The organism is Prevotellamassilia timonensis (genome assembly GCF_021531665.1).
GTDB lineage: Bacteria > Bacteroidota > Bacteroidia > Bacteroidales > Bacteroidaceae > Alloprevotella.
On sequence record NZ_JADYUH010000022.1, the window covers coordinates 1 to 15756 of the forward strand.

The following is a 15756-nucleotide window of genomic DNA, read 5'->3' on the forward strand; positions in this document are numbered from 1 at the left end:
AAAGACCCCCATGTGCGGTGCATCAGCGCCGCAACAAAGCCCTTCCCTTTAGGGAGGGGTTGGGGTAGGCCCCCTCCCTTCCTCTCTTCGTCCCTTTGCCTCTTAGTCTCTTTGTCTCTTTGTCCCTTTGTCTCTTTGTCTTTTAGTCTCTTAGTCTTTTTGACTCTTAGTCTCTTCCTCTCTTCCTCTCTTTGTCCCTTTGTCTCTTTGTCTTTTTGACTCTTTGTCCCTTCTTCTTGTTTCTATGATGTTTTTACTCTATTTTTGCAACTGGTTAGAATGCGTACACGCATTTTGACGGAATCGGTGGCGGACACGCATTCGTTCGTTTCCGGTTGCCACCTGAGAGAAATCCCATTGACTTCGGACTTTAGACAAGCCAATGAATGGTTGCACATCCTCTGATTGTATTTGTAGTAGCTACTGCAAACAACATTAACCTGCTTCCACCAGAATTGTTGCGAAAGGGACGTTTCGATGAAATTTTCTTTGTAGACCTTCCAACTCAAAAAGAACGAGAAAACATTTTCTCCATCCATCTGAAAAAGAAAGGACAGGATCCCTCTCAATACCCAATTGAAATGTTTGGGAAGAAGTCCGAAGGTTATAATGGTGCTGAAATAGAGGAATGTATAAAGGAGGCCATGTTTGCAGCCTATGTTGAAACTCCTGACAATCCTAAATTATTGAGTAAACATTTGATGGATGCTCTAACAATCGTTCCTTTATCAAAGACGATGAGTGAGCAAATTACAGCACTTAGAAATTGGGCAGTAACTAGAGCAAAGAATGCTTCATCTATTGTAAAGGAAGAACAACAAAAGGAGATGCCAGTTCTTCTGACCCGTCCCGAATTGGAACTTGAAAGGTCTTTTGATTTGAACATTTCTAAAGATAATGATAAATAATGAGAACAAATTAGGTGTTTATAATAGCGTTGTCCCACCTCTAACCATCCCGAACAGAGAAGTGAAAGACGCTTATGCCGATGGTACTGCATATGTGGGAGAGTAGGTAAATGCCAGCCCGGAAGCAAACAGGGATGATAACGTGTGATGCATAAATTAATTCAAAACAGGCATTATGAATAATATTTATGTTATTCTAGTAAATGGTGACTTGTAGTTGAATCAGTCCGAAAACAAAGGGGCTGATTTGAAAAAGTCATCTCCTTTTTGGGATTCGTTTTAGACTCAGCTTGGGAAGCGTTTCGCAGACCTTGTGTGGCTGCTTGCCTTAATGGGGCTAATAATGTTTCTGTAATAAGGACCTCCTGAGCATGAGGGTAAAAGGCTCTTTTAAATAAAGAATTATATGACCGAACTCGAATTACAACAATACCTGCTCCGCGAGTTTCCACAGGAGAATACTCGGTGTGAGTGGAAGGAATTTAAGAACTTGAAGAACTCGTTCTGTGGGGACGAAAAGGATGATGTGATTTCCTACGTGTCGGCTATCGCCAACATGGAGGGAGGCTTTCTTGTGGTGGGTGTGCATGACAAGACACTGGAGATTGTCGGTACGGACACCTATAACTACGACCGCCAGAAAGCAATACTCCGATTGACGGAACGTTGCACGAACCTGTCGAGTGAGGGGCTGGACATCGAGGAGTATGTCACAGATGACACCCAAAAGGTGGTGTGGGTGATTCATATCCCTAAACATCTGCCCAAGCGTCCTGTCTATGCACACGATAAGGCATGGCAACGGATAGAGGACTCTTTAGTAGAGCTGACACAGGAACGATTGAATGCCATTTTGGATGAACCTTTGTTCACTGATACCGACTGGTCGGCCGTAATCGTACCCAATGCCACAATTGATGATTTGGATGAGGTGGCCATTGCCAAGGCAAAGGTGATGTTCAAGAAGGTACACAGTCGTATTCCTGCAGCAGAGGTAAATGCGTGGTCGGTAGAGGAGTTCCTAAGTAATGCCGGAGTAATGATTGACGGAGGAATAACTCGCGCCGCTATCATTCTGCTGGGTAAGCCTGTTTCTGTGTTCAAACTCCGTCCTGCCGTAGTGAGAGTTACTTGGTCACTACGTGATGAACACGAAGATGTGGTTGACTATGAGCATTTCACAGCACCATTCATCTTGACGGTTGATCAGATACTTGCCAAAGTGCATAACCTGACGATGCGAGAGATGCCTGGCGGCACAATGTTCCCTGATGTAATGCAGCAATACGATGACTATTCCATGCGCGAAGTTCTTCATAACTGTATCGCCCATCAAGATTATACCTTGCAAGAAAGAATCAATTTGGTAGAGAATCCTGGATTCCTATATTATGCCAATGGTGGCAGCTTTATTCCTGGCTCCCTGCAAAAGGCATTGGCTACACATGGGCCACAGCGTCACTACCGCAATGAGTGTCTTTGTAATGCGATGGTGAACTTCAATATGATTGACATCGTTGGTCGAGGTATCCGCAAGATATTCAATGAGCAGTGGAAACGCCACTTCCCCATGCCTGACTACGAGATTGATGCTGCCAATAAAGAGGTGGCAGTCCGTTTATATGGCAATGCTATCAATGAGAAGTACACTACACTCTTGAAAGAGAAGAAGGATCTGACTTTGGAGGATTGTATATTATTGGATGCCGTTCAGAAAGGACATCGAATCAATGAAACTGATGCCAACAATTTGCTTAGTAGAGGATTAGTTGAAGGTGAATACCCAGACCTTACTATATCGTTGAGCATTGCAAGGCAAACAAAACAAGTTCCGGAGTATACAAGATTGAAAGGGCTTGAAAAGGACAAATTGAAGCAAATGGTTATACAATTCCTGCAAAACTCTGGAAGCGAAGGAGCACGTCGTGAATTTATATATAAATATCTCAAAGATGTGTTACCTTCCAATAAAACAGAAGAGCAGCAATTGCGTATCGTTGGGAGATTGTTGGTAGAAATGAACGAAGAAGGGTTAATTGGAAAGGAAGGACTTAGATGGCTTGTAAGATGATGCGATCCGACCAAATTCGCCTGATCCAACCGTCAATCCGACCGTTTTGGCATCATCCGACCGAAATCCGACCGAAATCCGACCGTTTTAATGGCATTCATCAGTTCATCCGACCAAAAATAGTTTAAATAATGAGATAAAACAATTGAATTATGATATTTGGAAAGAAAATAAAAGAGCTCAGAGAAGAGCGAGGATTGCTGCAACGACAATTGTCTGCGGCATTAGAGATTGATACACCTATGTATAGTAAAATAGAACGTGGGGAAAGAAAAGCAAAACGTAGTCAGATTCCTATCATGGCCAAACTTTTCAATGTGGAAGAAAAGGAACTGCTCACCATCTGGTTAGCAGACAAGGTGCTTGACACAGTAGAAGATGCAAGTGAAGTGAAGAATGATGCTATCGCCTACGTTCAGAACGAGATCAAGGAAGGATAATGTCGGAGACAAAACTCACTGATTGTCTGAAAAATGAAGATAGCGGATAAGCCGATATTATTTGTTGAGTAGAAGAGTTTATGTTAGATTACGACTTCAAAATATTACAGCCCAGTGAATTTGAATGTTTTTCACGAGATTTATTACAAGCTCGTGAAGATATTTTTATAGAGAGTTTTGCTGACGGGCGGGACAAAGGCATTGACTTGCGCTTTGCCTATAGCAAGGACAAAACCTGTATTGTGCAATGTAAACGCTATAAGGAGTGGAAGGAACTGAAAGGAAAACTGAAGGAAGAAGTTGAGAAGGTTAAACGATTATCCCCCCAACGATATATACTAACGACATCTGTAGATTTGACGGTGAAGCAGAAGGATGAGGTGCTTGCCATGTTTAATCCATTTATTTTGAGTGGTATGGATGTTCTTGGCAAAAAGGATTTGAATAATCTGTTAGAGAAGAATCCTGAGATAGAGAAGAACTATCACAAACTGTGGCTGGCAAGTACAAACGTACTGAACACGATTATTAACAGGGCCACGCTGAATTGGTCATCGTTTGAATTGGAAAAAATAGAAAAAGACATTAGACTTTATGTTGAAAATGAGAGCCTGAACAAGGCACTTGACGTGTTAAAAGAAAACCATTATGTGGTTATTTCTGGTATTCCAGGTATAGGAAAAACGACACTTGCAAGAATGCTCGTTTATACGATGCTGGCACGGGGATATGAGGAGTTTGTGTATGTTGATGACATGGATACTGCTGCCAAGATGTTCAGTAAGGAGAAACGACAGATCTTCTTCTTTGATGATTTCTTGGGAGCCAATTCTTTCGTTCAGCAGTCTGTCAGTTTTGAGAACAAACTCATTACGTTTATAGATAAAGTCAGGAACAGTAAACACACGTTGTTTATCCTATCAACCCGCGAGTATGTATTGTCGGAAGCCATGGCACATTATGAAAAGTTGTCGATGAGCAATATCGACATTGCAAAATGTACAATAGAACTAGAATACTACACGAAGACCATCAGAGCCAAAATATTGTATAACCATTTGGCAGAAGCGAATATACCGCCAGAATACATAAATGTGTTTATAGATAAGCGAGGGTATATGACCATCATCAACCATCAGAATTTCAATCCACGAGTCATAGAATCGATTATCAAGGAGCAGATATGGGAAACCATAGATTCCAATGATTTTGCAAACAAGGTAAAGGAATTCTTTGATAACCCGATTAGCGTATGGCAGTTTGCTTTTGAGAAACTGGATGTTGAGACGAGATATACTCTGCTTGTGCTTGGAACGATGGGAGGCCACGTAAGATTGGATGACTTTCAGGAGGGATATAGGCAGTTCTGTATATTAACCAGTCAGGAAGTTGGGCTGAAATATGATGATGTCAAGTGGAGGCAGTCGCTGAAAGTACTGATGAACTGTTTTTTGAAGATAGATAACCGCAATGGCATCAAACTGGTGACGATGTATAACCCATCAATAGCAGACTTCATCGTGTTTTATCTTAACCAGAATACGACAACGGCATTGCAGATTATCAGAGGCGCTTGCTTTATAGAGCAATTGTATAATGTGTTCTCTGACAATCGGGATTTTGCTGTACGGAAGAACCTTGTGTATGTTGACGAAGATTCGTTCCCAGTGATAGAAACCGCCTTTAAAAGGATATGGAATGAGCGAAGAACATGTCAGTTGAAGGATCGTATCTTTTATGATGCGGAAAGGGATGATTTCGTAGAGACACGAATATTATATGACTTCAAAACGAAATATCCATTTTTCAGCAAGCAGTATAGCGGTTTTGCAGAGAAACTGTACAATGCGGACGAGTTGACTTGGCAAACTGTAAAACTAAAGCACAGAATCGGGCTGATGAATCTGCTGGATTGGAATCATATGTTTAGGGGAGCAGACGGGTATATTCCAACCATCATAGAGAACGAAACACTTGACACGGATGAATGGATAGAGTTGGTGGAAACTGTAAAAGATTTGAACGTGGAGGACGAAGTTCTAAATGATTCATTTTATGATAAGCTTGATGATGATTTGAAGTCAGAAATCAGCGGTTTTTCTGATCAGGGAGAATGTGATGAAGAATTTAAGAAAGTGGAATCGCTGAAGAAACTATTGCCAGACTGGAAATGGTATGATGTTTATGGTGAGATTGATGATGCTGAGAAGCGTATTAAGGAAGAGGAAGATGAAGCTGATTATGATGATGATTACGAGCAATGGCGGTCGCAGTCTGAAAAAGAAGATGCCCAAATAGATGAAATGTTCGGGGCTTTGAGATGGAATTAAAGAACTAATGTAGACGATAATTCATCATCATGCGAACTTATTGGATGCGCAAGGGGGTAAAATAAACTATGTATATATTTTTATATTGTAGCCTGAAACAGTTTATTTTACACTCTCCATAAGAACGATTTGCATGATCTAAACAAAGGTTAAAAACGTTAAATCTTCATCTTATTCACTCTCAGTAAAATCCTCGAAACAACTTTTCTACCATTTTAAACAAAACGAATTGGTACACAGTAAGTTGCAAATACCGTGAATGCAGCAGTTTATCCTCCATCACCCTTGGCAACTCCGTCACGAGTTTGGGAAAAAGCTGCTTCTCTTATTGCAGCAGCTTGACCTCCATCACCATTGGCAACTCCGTCACGAGTTTGGACTATGGCTGCTTCTATGGTTGCAGCAGTTTGACCTCCATCACCATGCTCCCCTCCACACCTCCCAGCACAGGATTTGATATATTTTATGACACTCCGTTAGAAACAGTCTATGTGGTGGACGAGGATGCCAAGACTGCCTATCAACTTCAAGCGCCTTGGAACGCATATGAGATTGTGGTTATGCCCACCGGCATAGATGAAGTGGAGACAGACAAGACTGCACCCACCATTGTCGGCTGCTACGACCTGAATGGCAAACGAATTAACGGCAAACAAGGCGGCGCGGTCATCGTGCGCTACTCCGATGGCACTACGCGCAAGGTGCTGAAGTGACAGTACGAAAAGTGCCGGTGAAGTGACTACGCGCAAGGTGCTGAAGTGACAGTGCGAAAAGTGCCGGTGAAGTGACCGCGAAATGTGCTGCTGAAGTGACCGCGCGCAAGAACAGTCCGTCACACAGACCGGTGCAATTATAGTGCTCAGCAATACACTCCGACATTCAATGGTTCATCCGTTCGAATAAAGAGAAATTCGGACACGTACACAATGAGGGCGGTGTGTCAAAACATAGATTTTGACACACCGCTCTCATTGTGTAAGGACAATTTTCTCAAACGGTTTCGCACGTTTTCAGACGACAGTGCACGTCGTCAAGCGAGCAACGTCTTGACGAGGGAAGAGATGGCTTTTCCATCGGCGCGCCCGGCGAGTTTCTTGCTGGCAACGCACATGACCTTACCCATGTCTTTCGGAGAGGAGGCTCCGACCTCGGCAATGATGGCTTTCACCTCGGCTTCGAGTTCTTCCGGCGTGAGCGCTTTGGGAAGATATTCTTCAATGACCAGTGCCTGTGCCAGTTCCTCTTCTGCCAAATCCGGACGGTTCTGCTGCTGATAGAGCGCAGCCGTGTCACGTCCCTGCTTGGAGAGTTTGGAAAGAATCTTCAAGGCAGCCTCATCGGTGAGTGTGTCGTTGGCACCGGCAGCCGTTTTGGCTTCAATGAAGAACTTCTTGACGTTTCTCAGTGCTTCCAGTCTGACTTTATCTTTTGCTTTCATGGCAGCAATGATGTCCTTGCTGACTTTTTCAAACAAATCCATGGTGTATATATAATATGGTATGGTTCAACAAATGCCACGCATCAGAAAGAGATGACGGTGGAGTTCGGTCCTTCAGCAGTGGCTTCAAGTTCCATGGGAATGGCTCCGCTGGCTCTGGCTTTGATGTCTGCCAAAGTTTCTTTGCTACGTTTGAAGGTCGGAGTGACTTCCACAAGAGAAATGATTTCCTCGTTGTCGAGGTCATCCAAGTCAAAGAGGAAGAATTTGGGACGCTTGCGCATGGTTCCTTTTTTCTCGTTGCCATAGTAGTTGTCGCGTCTTTCTTCATACTCTTCCTGCTTCTCCGCGATTTCTTGTCTGCGTGCTTCAGCCTCAGCGTCGATTCTGCTCTGCACGCCCGGCACGTTGCTGATGCCAAAGCCGGTGGCAAGGATGGTGATTTTGACTTTCTTTCCGAGCGAAGCATCCACTGAGAGTCCCCATTTGGTCTCCACATCAGCATGGAATTTGGACATGAATTCGTGGATTTCATTCATTTCTTCCATCATGAGCGTGTCACCTTCTTTTTCAGCGCAGAAGGAGATGGCAAGGAGTACTTTCTTGGAGTTGAAGATGTCGTTGTTGTTCAGCAACGGAGAATGGAGTGCCGACTCAATGGCTTTGCTGACACGTCCTTCGCCTTCACCGTAGCCGGTGGACATAATGGCGACGCCTCCATCCTTGAGGACAGTACCGACATCGCGGAAGTCAAGGTTGATGATGCCGTGCATCGTGATGATTTCGGCGATGGAACGTGCGGCGATGCTCAGCGTGTTGTCTGCCATTTCAAAGGCGGAAAGGACATTGAGGTCGGGATAGATTTCTCGAAGTCTCTCGTTGTTGATGACCAAGAGTGCATCCACGTGTTTGGAGACCTCTTCGACGCCGTCGAGTGCCTGGTCAATTTTCTTGATGCCTTCGAAGCGGAAGGGGATGGTCACGATTCCGACGGTGAGGATTCCCATTTTCTTTGCTTCACGAGCAATGACGGGAGCGGCTCCCGTTCCGGTTCCTCCCCCCATTCCGGCGGTGATGAAGACCATTTTGGTTCCGTCGTCCAGCATTTTGTGAATCTCCTCAAGGCTTTCTTCTGCAGCCTCGCGTGCTCGTCCGGGACGGTTTCCTGCTCCGAGTCCTTCTTTTCCGAGTTGGAGTCTTACGGGTACAGGGGAGTCTGCCAGCGCTTTGCTGTCAGTGTTGCACACCACGAAGTTCACGTCGTGAATTCCTTCGCGATACATGTGGTTCACGGCGTTTCCGCCTCCGCCACCCACGCCAATGACTTTGATGATGGAAGGAGTGGTGGAAGGAACGCCCATGTCTATCAAAAGTTCTTTATCGTCAGCCATATCTTTCAAGCGTCTTCGTTAGTAAGTCCGTCAAAGAATTTTTTTACTTTACCCCAGCGATCGCGCCAGCGTTTTGCATTTTCTTCTTTTTCTTTTCTTTTTTCTTCTTCAGCAGCGAGTCTTGCCTCTTCGGCAGCCCTTGCTTCTTCTTCCTCGCGTGCTTTTGCCTCTGCCTCTTCTTTTGCTTTTGCTTCGGCTTCGGCAGCAGCGAGACGTTCAGCTTCGTTCTCTACAGGTTTCGGGTCTTGGTATTCCTCAAATATCTGTTGCAGGGGTTGACCGAGTTCTCCTCCGCAGCAGTTTGTTTCTCCCTTATCGAGAATGGCGAGTGCGGCGTTGCAATCTCCCTCTTTGTTGAAGCGCGGATATTCCGGCGAGCGCAGACCGATTCGGAGGTTTCTGACAAAACGAATCTTTTCGAAGCCGGTGTCGCGGAGAAGAGCTTTGTCAAGGTCTCTCATGTTGGAAGCACCGCCGGTGATGACAAGTCCGCCGATGAGTTGCGACTTCTCATACTTTGAGAGTTTGATTTGGTTGTTGATGTTTTGGACAATCTCTTCCATTCTTGCTTCGACAAGTCCGCTGAACTCTTCGTAGCTCACGGTTCGTCCGTCTCTGAGTGCGATGGGCGCCATTCCTTCGATGGTTTCTTGGAAGGCGGAGCCATATTTCAGTTTGAGTTCTTCAGCTTCGTCATCTTCAATTTGGAGCGACATGATGTCTTTGTTAACGTTGGCTCCGCCGAGGGGAATGACAGCGAGATGTCGGAGGATGTTGTTTTTGAAGACAGCAACAGAAGTGGTTTCGGAGCCCATATCGACGAAAACGCAGCCGGAACGTCTTTCAGCTTCTGAGAGCATGGCGTCGGCGAGTGCGAGACAGGTGATGGGCATGTCCGCGATGTTGATTCCGGCGTTGCGGAAACAACTTTTGATTTCCTCTTTCACCGAGGTGTTGGCAACGATGTTGAGGAAGCGGCATTCAATGCTTTCAGCAAGGATGCCTACGGGGTCTATTTGGCTTTGTGTTCCGAGTCTGTACTCTTGCGGAACGGCTTCAAGGATATCTCTTTCGGTGGATGCGGAGATTCTGTTCTCATCTGCCATTCTGTCCACCATTTCCTGAGTGATTTCGATTTTCGAGTCAAAATCTTTGATGACGGGATTTGCGACTGTGTGCATTCCCATTCCTCCGATGCCCACATAGACTCTGCTCACGGTCTTCTGGAGTTTTTGTTCCAGTTTCTCCTTCATGTTGATGAGGCACTGCGTCATTTTGTTGACATTGTTGATTCTGCCTTTTCTGATGAAGGAGGTGGAAGGTTCTTGGGCAAAGGCAAGAATGTGGATGGCTCCGTCGGGTTGTTTTCTGCCGGCAACTCCGGTCACCTTGGATGACCCGAGTTCGATTGCCACGATGAAGTTGTCTTCTGCTGCCATGCTATGAGTTTTTTTGAATTGCTGTTATTTCTATGGGTGTTCTATAAATTACAGGATAAGGAATGTTCAAAAGAAAGTGTTTACTCAACCTAATTCTTAGAACACCCCTCTACTTGTGATGTTTTTTTCCGACAACCTGACTGGTGTTTTCGACTGAGATTTCGGCGTATTTGTTCCAACCGACGTCGGGAAGCACTTTTTGATAGAAAGTATAGAGGTTGCGGAATTTCGTTTCAAGGCTGTCGGTCGTTCCGAAGTGAATGATGTGACCTCCGACTCGCGGAACGAGTTGCACGTGGTGGTTCGGCTCCACGAAGACCTGCTCAATCTGGTCTTCCCAGAAGGGATTGTTTTTGATGTAAGTGCCAAGTGCGAGGAGTCGGGTCTGTGCGAAGCGTTTGTCAATCTTCCCGGTGGCGACGACAAGGTCAGCCACGTACCCCTGAGGCTGCATGGTGTGCCCGTGGGAGTCAATATAGTAGTTCTCTCCGTTGTCGGCGAGGATTCTCATCACAGGCAAGCGTTGTTCAATGAGGATGTTGAGAACTCCGTTCGGTGACTTGTAGCATTGCGCACTTTCAATGAAACTGTTTTTGAGCAAGAGTTTTTCAATTTCCAGTCCGTTGATGCGGCTCATGGTTTGCCCGATGGGATAGGCTCCGGACTTTCTCAGAATGCGTTCAGCCTCATCGGTGGTGATGAAACCGGCATGGGCACTGTCTGCAATGACAAAGTTCACTTTTCGGCAGGCGGTCATGTCTTCATTGCCGGAAAAGGCGGTGAAGGCAAAGACGAGATAGACCATCACGCCAAAAAGCAGGAGGAGTTTGAACAGGGTTTTCATGTGCGGCGAACTGAATCGTTCTTTCTTAACAGTTTGTCGGAGCGGGCTCTTGCTTGGTACTCCTTAATTTTTAATTACTCCTTATTATATATACGTGCGCGGGAGAGAGAACTACCCTACTCCTTATTTATATATACGCACGCACGGATTCATTTTTTGCTCAGGATTTCCTTGAGTTGAGGAACGAAGTTGTCGGCGTCTCCGGCACCGAGCACCATCAGCACGTCGAAGTCTTCTTTTTCAACGAGAGCAGGGAGCTCTTCTTTTTTGATGAGTCGCTTAGGAATGCCCGGTTTGATTTCATCAAGGATGAGTTGGCTCGTCACGCCCGGAATGGGTAATTCTCTCGCAGGATAGATTTCCGTCAGAATCACTTCGTCAAGCAAGGAGAGGCTAGCGGCGAAGTCTTTGAAGAAGTCGCGTGTGCGGGTGTAGAGGTGCGGTTGGAAGATGCCGGTGATGCGGCGCCCGTTGAAGACTTCTCGGATGGAGCGTATGCTTTGTTCGAGTTCCGCAGGATGGTGGGCATAGTCTGAGAGAAGGACGTGGCGTTCGTCTTTGAGTGCGAAGTCAAATCTTCTGACCACGCCTCCGAAGCTCTTCATTGCCTTTCGGATTTCGTCGGCTTCTGCTCCAGCGAGTTGAGCGAGCGCCATGGCGGCGATTCCGTTTTCGATGTTGATGCTGACGGGGACTCCGAGTTCCACCTCGGGGATGTTCCCCAGCGGGGAGATGAAGTCGAAGAGGATTCTACCTCCTCCGATGCGGATGTTCTCTGCGTGGAAGTCGCCTTCTGTGCGAGCATAGTCATAGCGAGTGACGCCTTCCTGCAGTCTTTCCTTCATTTTCAGTCCGCGGTGCACAATGAGCGCTCCGCCGGGCTGAATGAGGGAGGTGTAGTGTGCGAAACTTTCGAGATAGGCTTCCTCCGTGCCGTAGATGTCGAGGTGGTCGGCGTCCGTGGCGGTGATGACGGTGGCAAAGGGTCGGAGATGATGGAAGGAGCGGTCAAACTCGTCAGCTTCTATCACGACGAAGGGACTTTCTTTGGAAAGGAGATAGTTCGTTCCGTAGTTCTTTACAATGCCTCCGAGGAAGGCGTTGCAGCCCACGTGGCTTTCGTGCAGGAGGTGGGCAGTCATTGACGAGGTGGTTGTCTTTCCGTGAGTTCCGGCGACACAGAGCCCCTTCATCTGTTTGGTGAGCATTCCAAGGACCTCGGCGCGTTTCTTGATTTCAAAACCTCCTTCTCTGAAGAAGGCAAGTTCGCGGTGGTCGGCAGGAATGGCAGGTGTGAAGACCACGAGGGTGGTCTCGGGACGGCGGCAGGCATCGGGGATGAGAGCGGGATCGTCTTCAAAGTGGAGCATCGCGCCTTCCTTCTCCAGTTCTGCGGTGAGCGGTGTCGGGGTGCGGTCGTAGCCTGCCACGCAAAGTCCTTGCGAAAGGAAATAGCGCACAAGTGCGCTCATGCCTATTCCTCCTGCCCCTACGAAATATATGGATTGAATGCCTTGCATTTTTCTATCACGTGAAATATGGGTTCTTCTGTTTTTTTGGTTTTATGCTCCGCTTTGACTTCTTTCGCGTCATCTTTGTTTTTCAGCGAGCGCAATGACGACATCAGCGATGTCGGATGCTGCGTTGGGTTTCGCCCATTTGCAGATTTGTCGGCTAAGGTCTTCAAGTCGCAACACGTCTGTCACGGTGTTCACTGCCAGCGGCAGCAAGGCGCGGCGTGCGTCGGCATCGGTGACCATGAGTGCGGCACTTTTCTGCACGAGTGCCAAAGCGTTTTTCGTCTGGTGGTCTTCTGCCACATTGGGCGAAGGCACGAGAATCACGGGTTTGCCGAGAAGACAAAACTCCGAAATGCTGCCCGCTCCGGCGCGAGAGATGACGAGGTCGGCAGCGGAGTAGGCGGCAGCCATGTCTGAAATGAAGTCTTTGACAAGCAGGTTGTCGGGACATCCTCGGCGTTGCAGTTCGGCGTTGATTTCATCGCTGTAGTATTTTCCGGTTTGCCAGATGAACTGCACATCGTTCTGTTGTTTGATGAGAGTGAGGTGTCCGAGCACGCTTTCGTTGATGGTTCTTGCACCCAGAGAGCCTCCGATGATGAGGACGGTTTTCTTTCGCGGCACGAGTCCGAAACTTTTCACCGCGTCTTCTCTGGCGGGTGCGCTTTGGAGCAGGTTCTGTCGAACCGGATTTCCGGTAAGGAGAATCTTGTCAGCAGGGAAGAAGCGTTCCATTCCTTCGTAGGCGACGCAGATTCGCGAAGCGTGTTTGGCGAGCAGTTTGTTGGTGACGCCGGCATAGGAGTTCTGTTCCTGCAACACGGTCGGAATGTGCATGGACTCTGCGACATTGAGTGTGGGTCCGCTGGCATAGCCTCCAACCCCGACGGCAACCTGCGGTCGGAAATCTTTGACGATGCGGCGGGCGAGCCTACGACTTTTGAGAATTTTGAAAAGCACGGGCACGTTCTTCAACAGGTTCTTGCGGTCAAAACCTGCGATGGGAAGTCCCTTGATTTCGTAACCCGCAGCCGGAACGCGCTGCATTTCCATGCGTCCTTCCGCACCGACGAAAAGGATTTTTGCATCGGGGCGTTTGGCTTTGATTTCGTTGGCTATGGAGACGGCGGGAAAGATGTGACCACCGGTTCCGCCGCCGCTGATGATGATTCTTAACTCTTGATTCATGAGCGTATTTAGGTGTACAAGCGCAAAATTACTAAGTTTTTGCGAATTGACGTTATCGCGCTTTCAATTCGGCGAAAACTTTTTCAAAACATGTGAATTTTGTCATGTTCGGAACGCATCATGAAGTGGAAGCAGCTCAAGGGTTCATTCGTCGAGGATGGTGCGAAGGGCGTCGATGTCAGTGACCACGCGATAGTAGTCAGCAGGTTTACCGACAATCAGTCCGAGTTCGAAAAGACGGTCAAGGGCGGAGAGAATGCCGTCCCAACATCCATCGACATTGTAGAAGACCAGGGGCTGACGGGCGATGCCTATGCCGGCATTAGCCATGACGGTGAAGGCTTCGTCCAACGTACCGATGCCGCCGGGCAGAGCGACGAGGATGTCGCTCTCGCGGTTCATCATGGTTTTGCGGTCGCCGAGATCCACGCAGCGAAAGGTGACGTCGATGAGGTCGCTGACGAGGTCGCGCTCCACAAGAATGTCGGGCACCATGCCATAGACTCTGCCGCCGCTATCCTTGACGCTCTTCGCCAGCACCTCCATCAGTCCTTTGCGGGCACCGCCATAGACGAGCGTACGCCCCGTAGAGCCAATGAGTTCACCGACTTCCCGAGCGGCGCGGGTGAAACTCGCGGGCAGGTCTTCGCGGGCAGAGAGATAAACTCCTATTTTCTGATACATAACTCAATTGAAAGACTCAGTTCTGTTTGTGATGCTCTCATTTCACCGCCACACATTCAATTTCAACGCTTGCGCCTTTCGGCAGCGTCTTCACCGCCACGGCGGAGCGAGCGGGGAAGGGAGCGGCGAAGAACTCGGCATAGACTTCGTTCATACCGGCAAAATCGTTCATGTCGGCGAGGAAAACGGTGGTTTTGACGACGTGAGCCATGCTGAGTCCGACACTCTCAAGAATGTGCTGAACGTTGAGGAGCGACTGGCGGGTGAGGTCGCGAATGTCGCCCTCGGCGAACTGTCCGGTGGCGGGGTCAATGGGAAGTTGCCCGGAGACATAGACCGTGTCGCCGGCTTGGATGGCTTGGCTGTAAGGACCGATGGCAGCGGGTGCCAGGGTGGTTTGAACGGGTTGTTTCATATTCTTATGTTGGTTTAGAGTGAATGATACGTTTACGCGCTCGCCGATGGCGGCTTTCTCTGCGTCTCATGCCTCCAGAATCCAGAGGATGGCGAGCCAGTGGGCGACACTGCCGAGGAGGACGAAGATGTGCCAAATGCCGTGGAAGAAGCGGCGGGAGTCGTGGGCGAAGAAGTAGGTTCCGGAAGTGTAGAACAGCCCCTCTGCGAGGATGGCGCAAAGGGCGGAGGTCGGGATGGAGCGACAGACCGGCTCAGCGATGAAAACGAACGCCCAGCCCATGACAAGATAGATCAAAAGGGAAAGACGCGGCCAACGGTCAATGGCTGTAATCTTATAGACCGCGCCGCCGAGTGCCACTCCCCAAAGGACGCCGAAGACGAGCCAGCCTGCCCAGCCGCCGACCACGCCGATGCAGACGGGGGTATAGGAGGCGGCAATCATGACGTAAATGCTGATGTGGTCAAAGATGCGGAGGCGCCGCTTTGCCTTGCCGGGCAGCCACCAGTGATAGAGCGTGCTGGCAGCATACATCACCAACATTCCACACGTGAAGAAGGTCACTCCCAAGGCGTTCTGCCAGTCGCTGTCATAGCCGAGTTTCAGGATGAACCAAGCGGCAGAGAGGGTGAAGAGAACGCCCGCCAGATGGGTGAACGTGTTGAAAAGTTCTTCGGGCGAACGTCGCAGAAAGTCAAGTCGGAAGCGGCGAACAAGACGATGGGAAGATGTCATGTAAAGCAGATTTGATGGTTGGTTTGCGAAGCAGATCCAAACGAGTGTGGCGTTTGTCACGATTCCCACGGCTCTGGAGCAAGATGGACGCATCGCGGCGGCGAAGTTAGCAAGAGTTTGAAGAATATCATTGCTGTCCTGCAAAAGTTTGGCGATTGAGGATGGCTGTGTGCTGAAAAAGCCGTGTTCGCAGACGGCGCGGCGTCGCTCCTGCTCGCCGATTTGTCGCTCTCCCCTCCTTCCCGTTGGCTTTCGCTGCAGGAGCGTAAACCAACGCGGTCTTAGAAAAGAGCGACAAATCCTCAGCAAAAATCGTTTCCACGGTTCTTAGAGTTCGGTGTGTTTACCGGACA

Annotated in this window: 14 protein-coding genes and 1 rRNA gene; 6 read left to right on the top strand and 9 right to left on the bottom strand. The window is 48.2% G+C overall.

Going from position 1 to position 15756, the window contains the following annotated elements; genetic code table 11:
- Positions 1-386 precede the first annotated feature (386 nt).
- The 6 genes from I6E40_RS05320 (at position 387) to I6E40_RS05345 (ending at position 6462) form a co-directional block, all read left to right on the top strand.
- Positions 387-908, top strand: a complete 522-nt coding sequence (locus I6E40_RS05320) for a hypothetical protein (RefSeq protein WP_235385867.1) — start codon at positions 387-389, stop codon at positions 906-908.
- A 10-nt stretch (positions 909-918) separates the two neighbouring features.
- A 5S ribosomal RNA gene (gene rrf, locus I6E40_RS05325) occupies positions 919-1027 on the top strand.
- 287 nt (positions 1028-1314) lie between these two features.
- Positions 1315-2979, top strand: a complete 1665-nt coding sequence (locus tag I6E40_RS05330) for an RNA-binding domain-containing protein (RefSeq protein ID WP_235385868.1) — start codon at positions 1315-1317, stop codon at positions 2977-2979.
- A 152-nt stretch (positions 2980-3131) separates the two neighbouring features.
- Positions 3132-3419, top strand: coding sequence for a helix-turn-helix domain-containing protein (locus I6E40_RS05335; protein ID WP_235385869.1), 288 nt, complete (start codon positions 3132-3134; stop codon positions 3417-3419).
- An 80-nt stretch (positions 3420-3499) separates the two neighbouring features.
- Positions 3500-5749: an AAA family ATPase gene (locus tag I6E40_RS05340; RefSeq protein ID WP_235385870.1), complete on the top strand. Its 2250-nt coding sequence runs from the start codon at positions 3500-3502 to the stop codon at positions 5747-5749.
- A 212-nt stretch (positions 5750-5961) separates the two neighbouring features.
- Complete coding sequence (locus I6E40_RS05345; protein WP_317207400.1) at positions 5962-6462, top strand: leucine-rich repeat domain-containing protein; 501 nt, start codon at positions 5962-5964, stop codon at positions 6460-6462.
- Between the two features lie 317 nt (positions 6463-6779).
- On the opposite strand, the gene I6E40_RS05350 is transcribed toward I6E40_RS05345, so the two are convergent.
- The 9 genes from I6E40_RS05350 to trhA all read right to left on the bottom strand — a co-directional run bounded on the left by I6E40_RS05350 (position 6780) and on the right by trhA (position 15712).
- Positions 6780-7229, bottom strand: coding sequence for a GatB/YqeY domain-containing protein (locus tag I6E40_RS05350; RefSeq protein ID WP_235385872.1), 450 nt, complete (start codon positions 7227-7229; stop codon positions 6780-6782).
- Positions 7230-7270: 41 nt separating this feature from the next.
- Positions 7271-8578, bottom strand: a complete 1308-nt coding sequence (gene ftsZ / locus I6E40_RS05355; RefSeq protein ID WP_235385873.1) for a cell division protein FtsZ — start codon at positions 8576-8578, stop codon at positions 7271-7273.
- Positions 8579-8583: 5 nt separating this feature from the next.
- The gene (gene ftsA / locus I6E40_RS05360; protein WP_235385874.1) at positions 8584-10017 is read right to left on the bottom strand and encodes a cell division protein FtsA; all 1434 of its coding nucleotides are present in this window, start codon (positions 10015-10017) and stop codon (positions 8584-8586) included.
- 109 nt (positions 10018-10126) lie between these two features.
- Positions 10127-10861 carry a cell division protein FtsQ/DivIB gene (locus I6E40_RS05365; protein ID WP_235385875.1) on the bottom strand — a complete coding sequence of 245 codons (735 nt, stop codon included), beginning with the start codon at positions 10859-10861 and terminating at the stop codon, positions 10127-10129.
- A 149-nt stretch (positions 10862-11010) separates the two neighbouring features.
- On the bottom strand, positions 11011-12381 hold the full coding sequence (locus tag I6E40_RS05370; RefSeq protein WP_235385876.1) for a UDP-N-acetylmuramate--L-alanine ligase: 1371 nt from the start codon (positions 12379-12381) through the stop codon (positions 11011-11013).
- Positions 12382-12450: 69 nt separating this feature from the next.
- Positions 12451-13569 carry an undecaprenyldiphospho-muramoylpentapeptide beta-N-acetylglucosaminyltransferase gene (murG, locus tag I6E40_RS05375; protein ID WP_235385877.1) on the bottom strand — a complete coding sequence of 373 codons (1119 nt, stop codon included), beginning with the start codon at positions 13567-13569 and terminating at the stop codon, positions 12451-12453.
- A gap of 144 nt (positions 13570-13713) precedes the next feature.
- The gene (locus I6E40_RS05380; RefSeq protein ID WP_235385878.1) at positions 13714-14253 is read right to left on the bottom strand and encodes a TIGR00730 family Rossman fold protein; all 540 of its coding nucleotides are present in this window, start codon (positions 14251-14253) and stop codon (positions 13714-13716) included.
- Positions 14254-14290: 37 nt separating this feature from the next.
- Positions 14291-14668: a RidA family protein gene (locus tag I6E40_RS05385; RefSeq protein WP_235385879.1), complete on the bottom strand. Its 378-nt coding sequence runs from the start codon at positions 14666-14668 to the stop codon at positions 14291-14293.
- Between the two features lie 66 nt (positions 14669-14734).
- Complete coding sequence (gene trhA / locus I6E40_RS05390) at positions 14735-15712, bottom strand: PAQR family membrane homeostasis protein TrhA (protein ID WP_235385880.1); 978 nt, start codon at positions 15710-15712, stop codon at positions 14735-14737.
- Between the last annotated feature and the right edge of the window lie 44 nt (positions 15713-15756).

Bases quoted from the DNA above. Each gene is read 5' to 3' on its own strand.
- ftsZ (WP_235385873.1), bottom strand. From the start codon at position 8,578: ATGGCTGACGATAAAGAACTTTTGATAGACATGGGCGTTCCTTCCACC.
- I6E40_RS05350 (WP_235385872.1), bottom strand. From the start codon at position 7,229: ATGGATTTGTTTGAAAAAGTCAGCAAGGACATCATTGCTGCCATGAAA.
- ftsA (WP_235385874.1), bottom strand. From the start codon at position 10,017: ATGGCAGCAGAAGACAACTTCATCGTGGCAATCGAACTCGGGTCATCC.
- I6E40_RS05380 (WP_235385878.1), bottom strand. From the start codon at position 14,253: ATGTATCAGAAAATAGGAGTTTATCTCTCTGCCCGCGAAGACCTGCCC.
- I6E40_RS05370 (WP_235385876.1), bottom strand. From the start codon at position 12,381: ATGCAAGGCATTCAATCCATATATTTCGTAGGGGCAGGAGGAATAGGC.
- I6E40_RS05335 (WP_235385869.1), top strand. From the start codon at position 3,132: ATGATATTTGGAAAGAAAATAAAAGAGCTCAGAGAAGAGCGAGGATTG.
- I6E40_RS05330 (WP_235385868.1), top strand. From the start codon at position 1,315: ATGACCGAACTCGAATTACAACAATACCTGCTCCGCGAGTTTCCACAG.
- I6E40_RS05320 (WP_235385867.1), top strand. From the start codon at position 387: ATGGTTGCACATCCTCTGATTGTATTTGTAGTAGCTACTGCAAACAAC.
- I6E40_RS05365 (WP_235385875.1), bottom strand. From the start codon at position 10,861: ATGAAAACCCTGTTCAAACTCCTCCTGCTTTTTGGCGTGATGGTCTAT.
- I6E40_RS05340 (WP_235385870.1), top strand. From the start codon at position 3,500: ATGTTAGATTACGACTTCAAAATATTACAGCCCAGTGAATTTGAATGT.
- I6E40_RS05385 (WP_235385879.1), bottom strand. From the start codon at position 14,668: ATGAAACAACCCGTTCAAACCACCCTGGCACCCGCTGCCATCGGTCCT.
- murG (WP_235385877.1), bottom strand. From the start codon at position 13,569: ATGAATCAAGAGTTAAGAATCATCATCAGCGGCGGCGGAACCGGTGGT.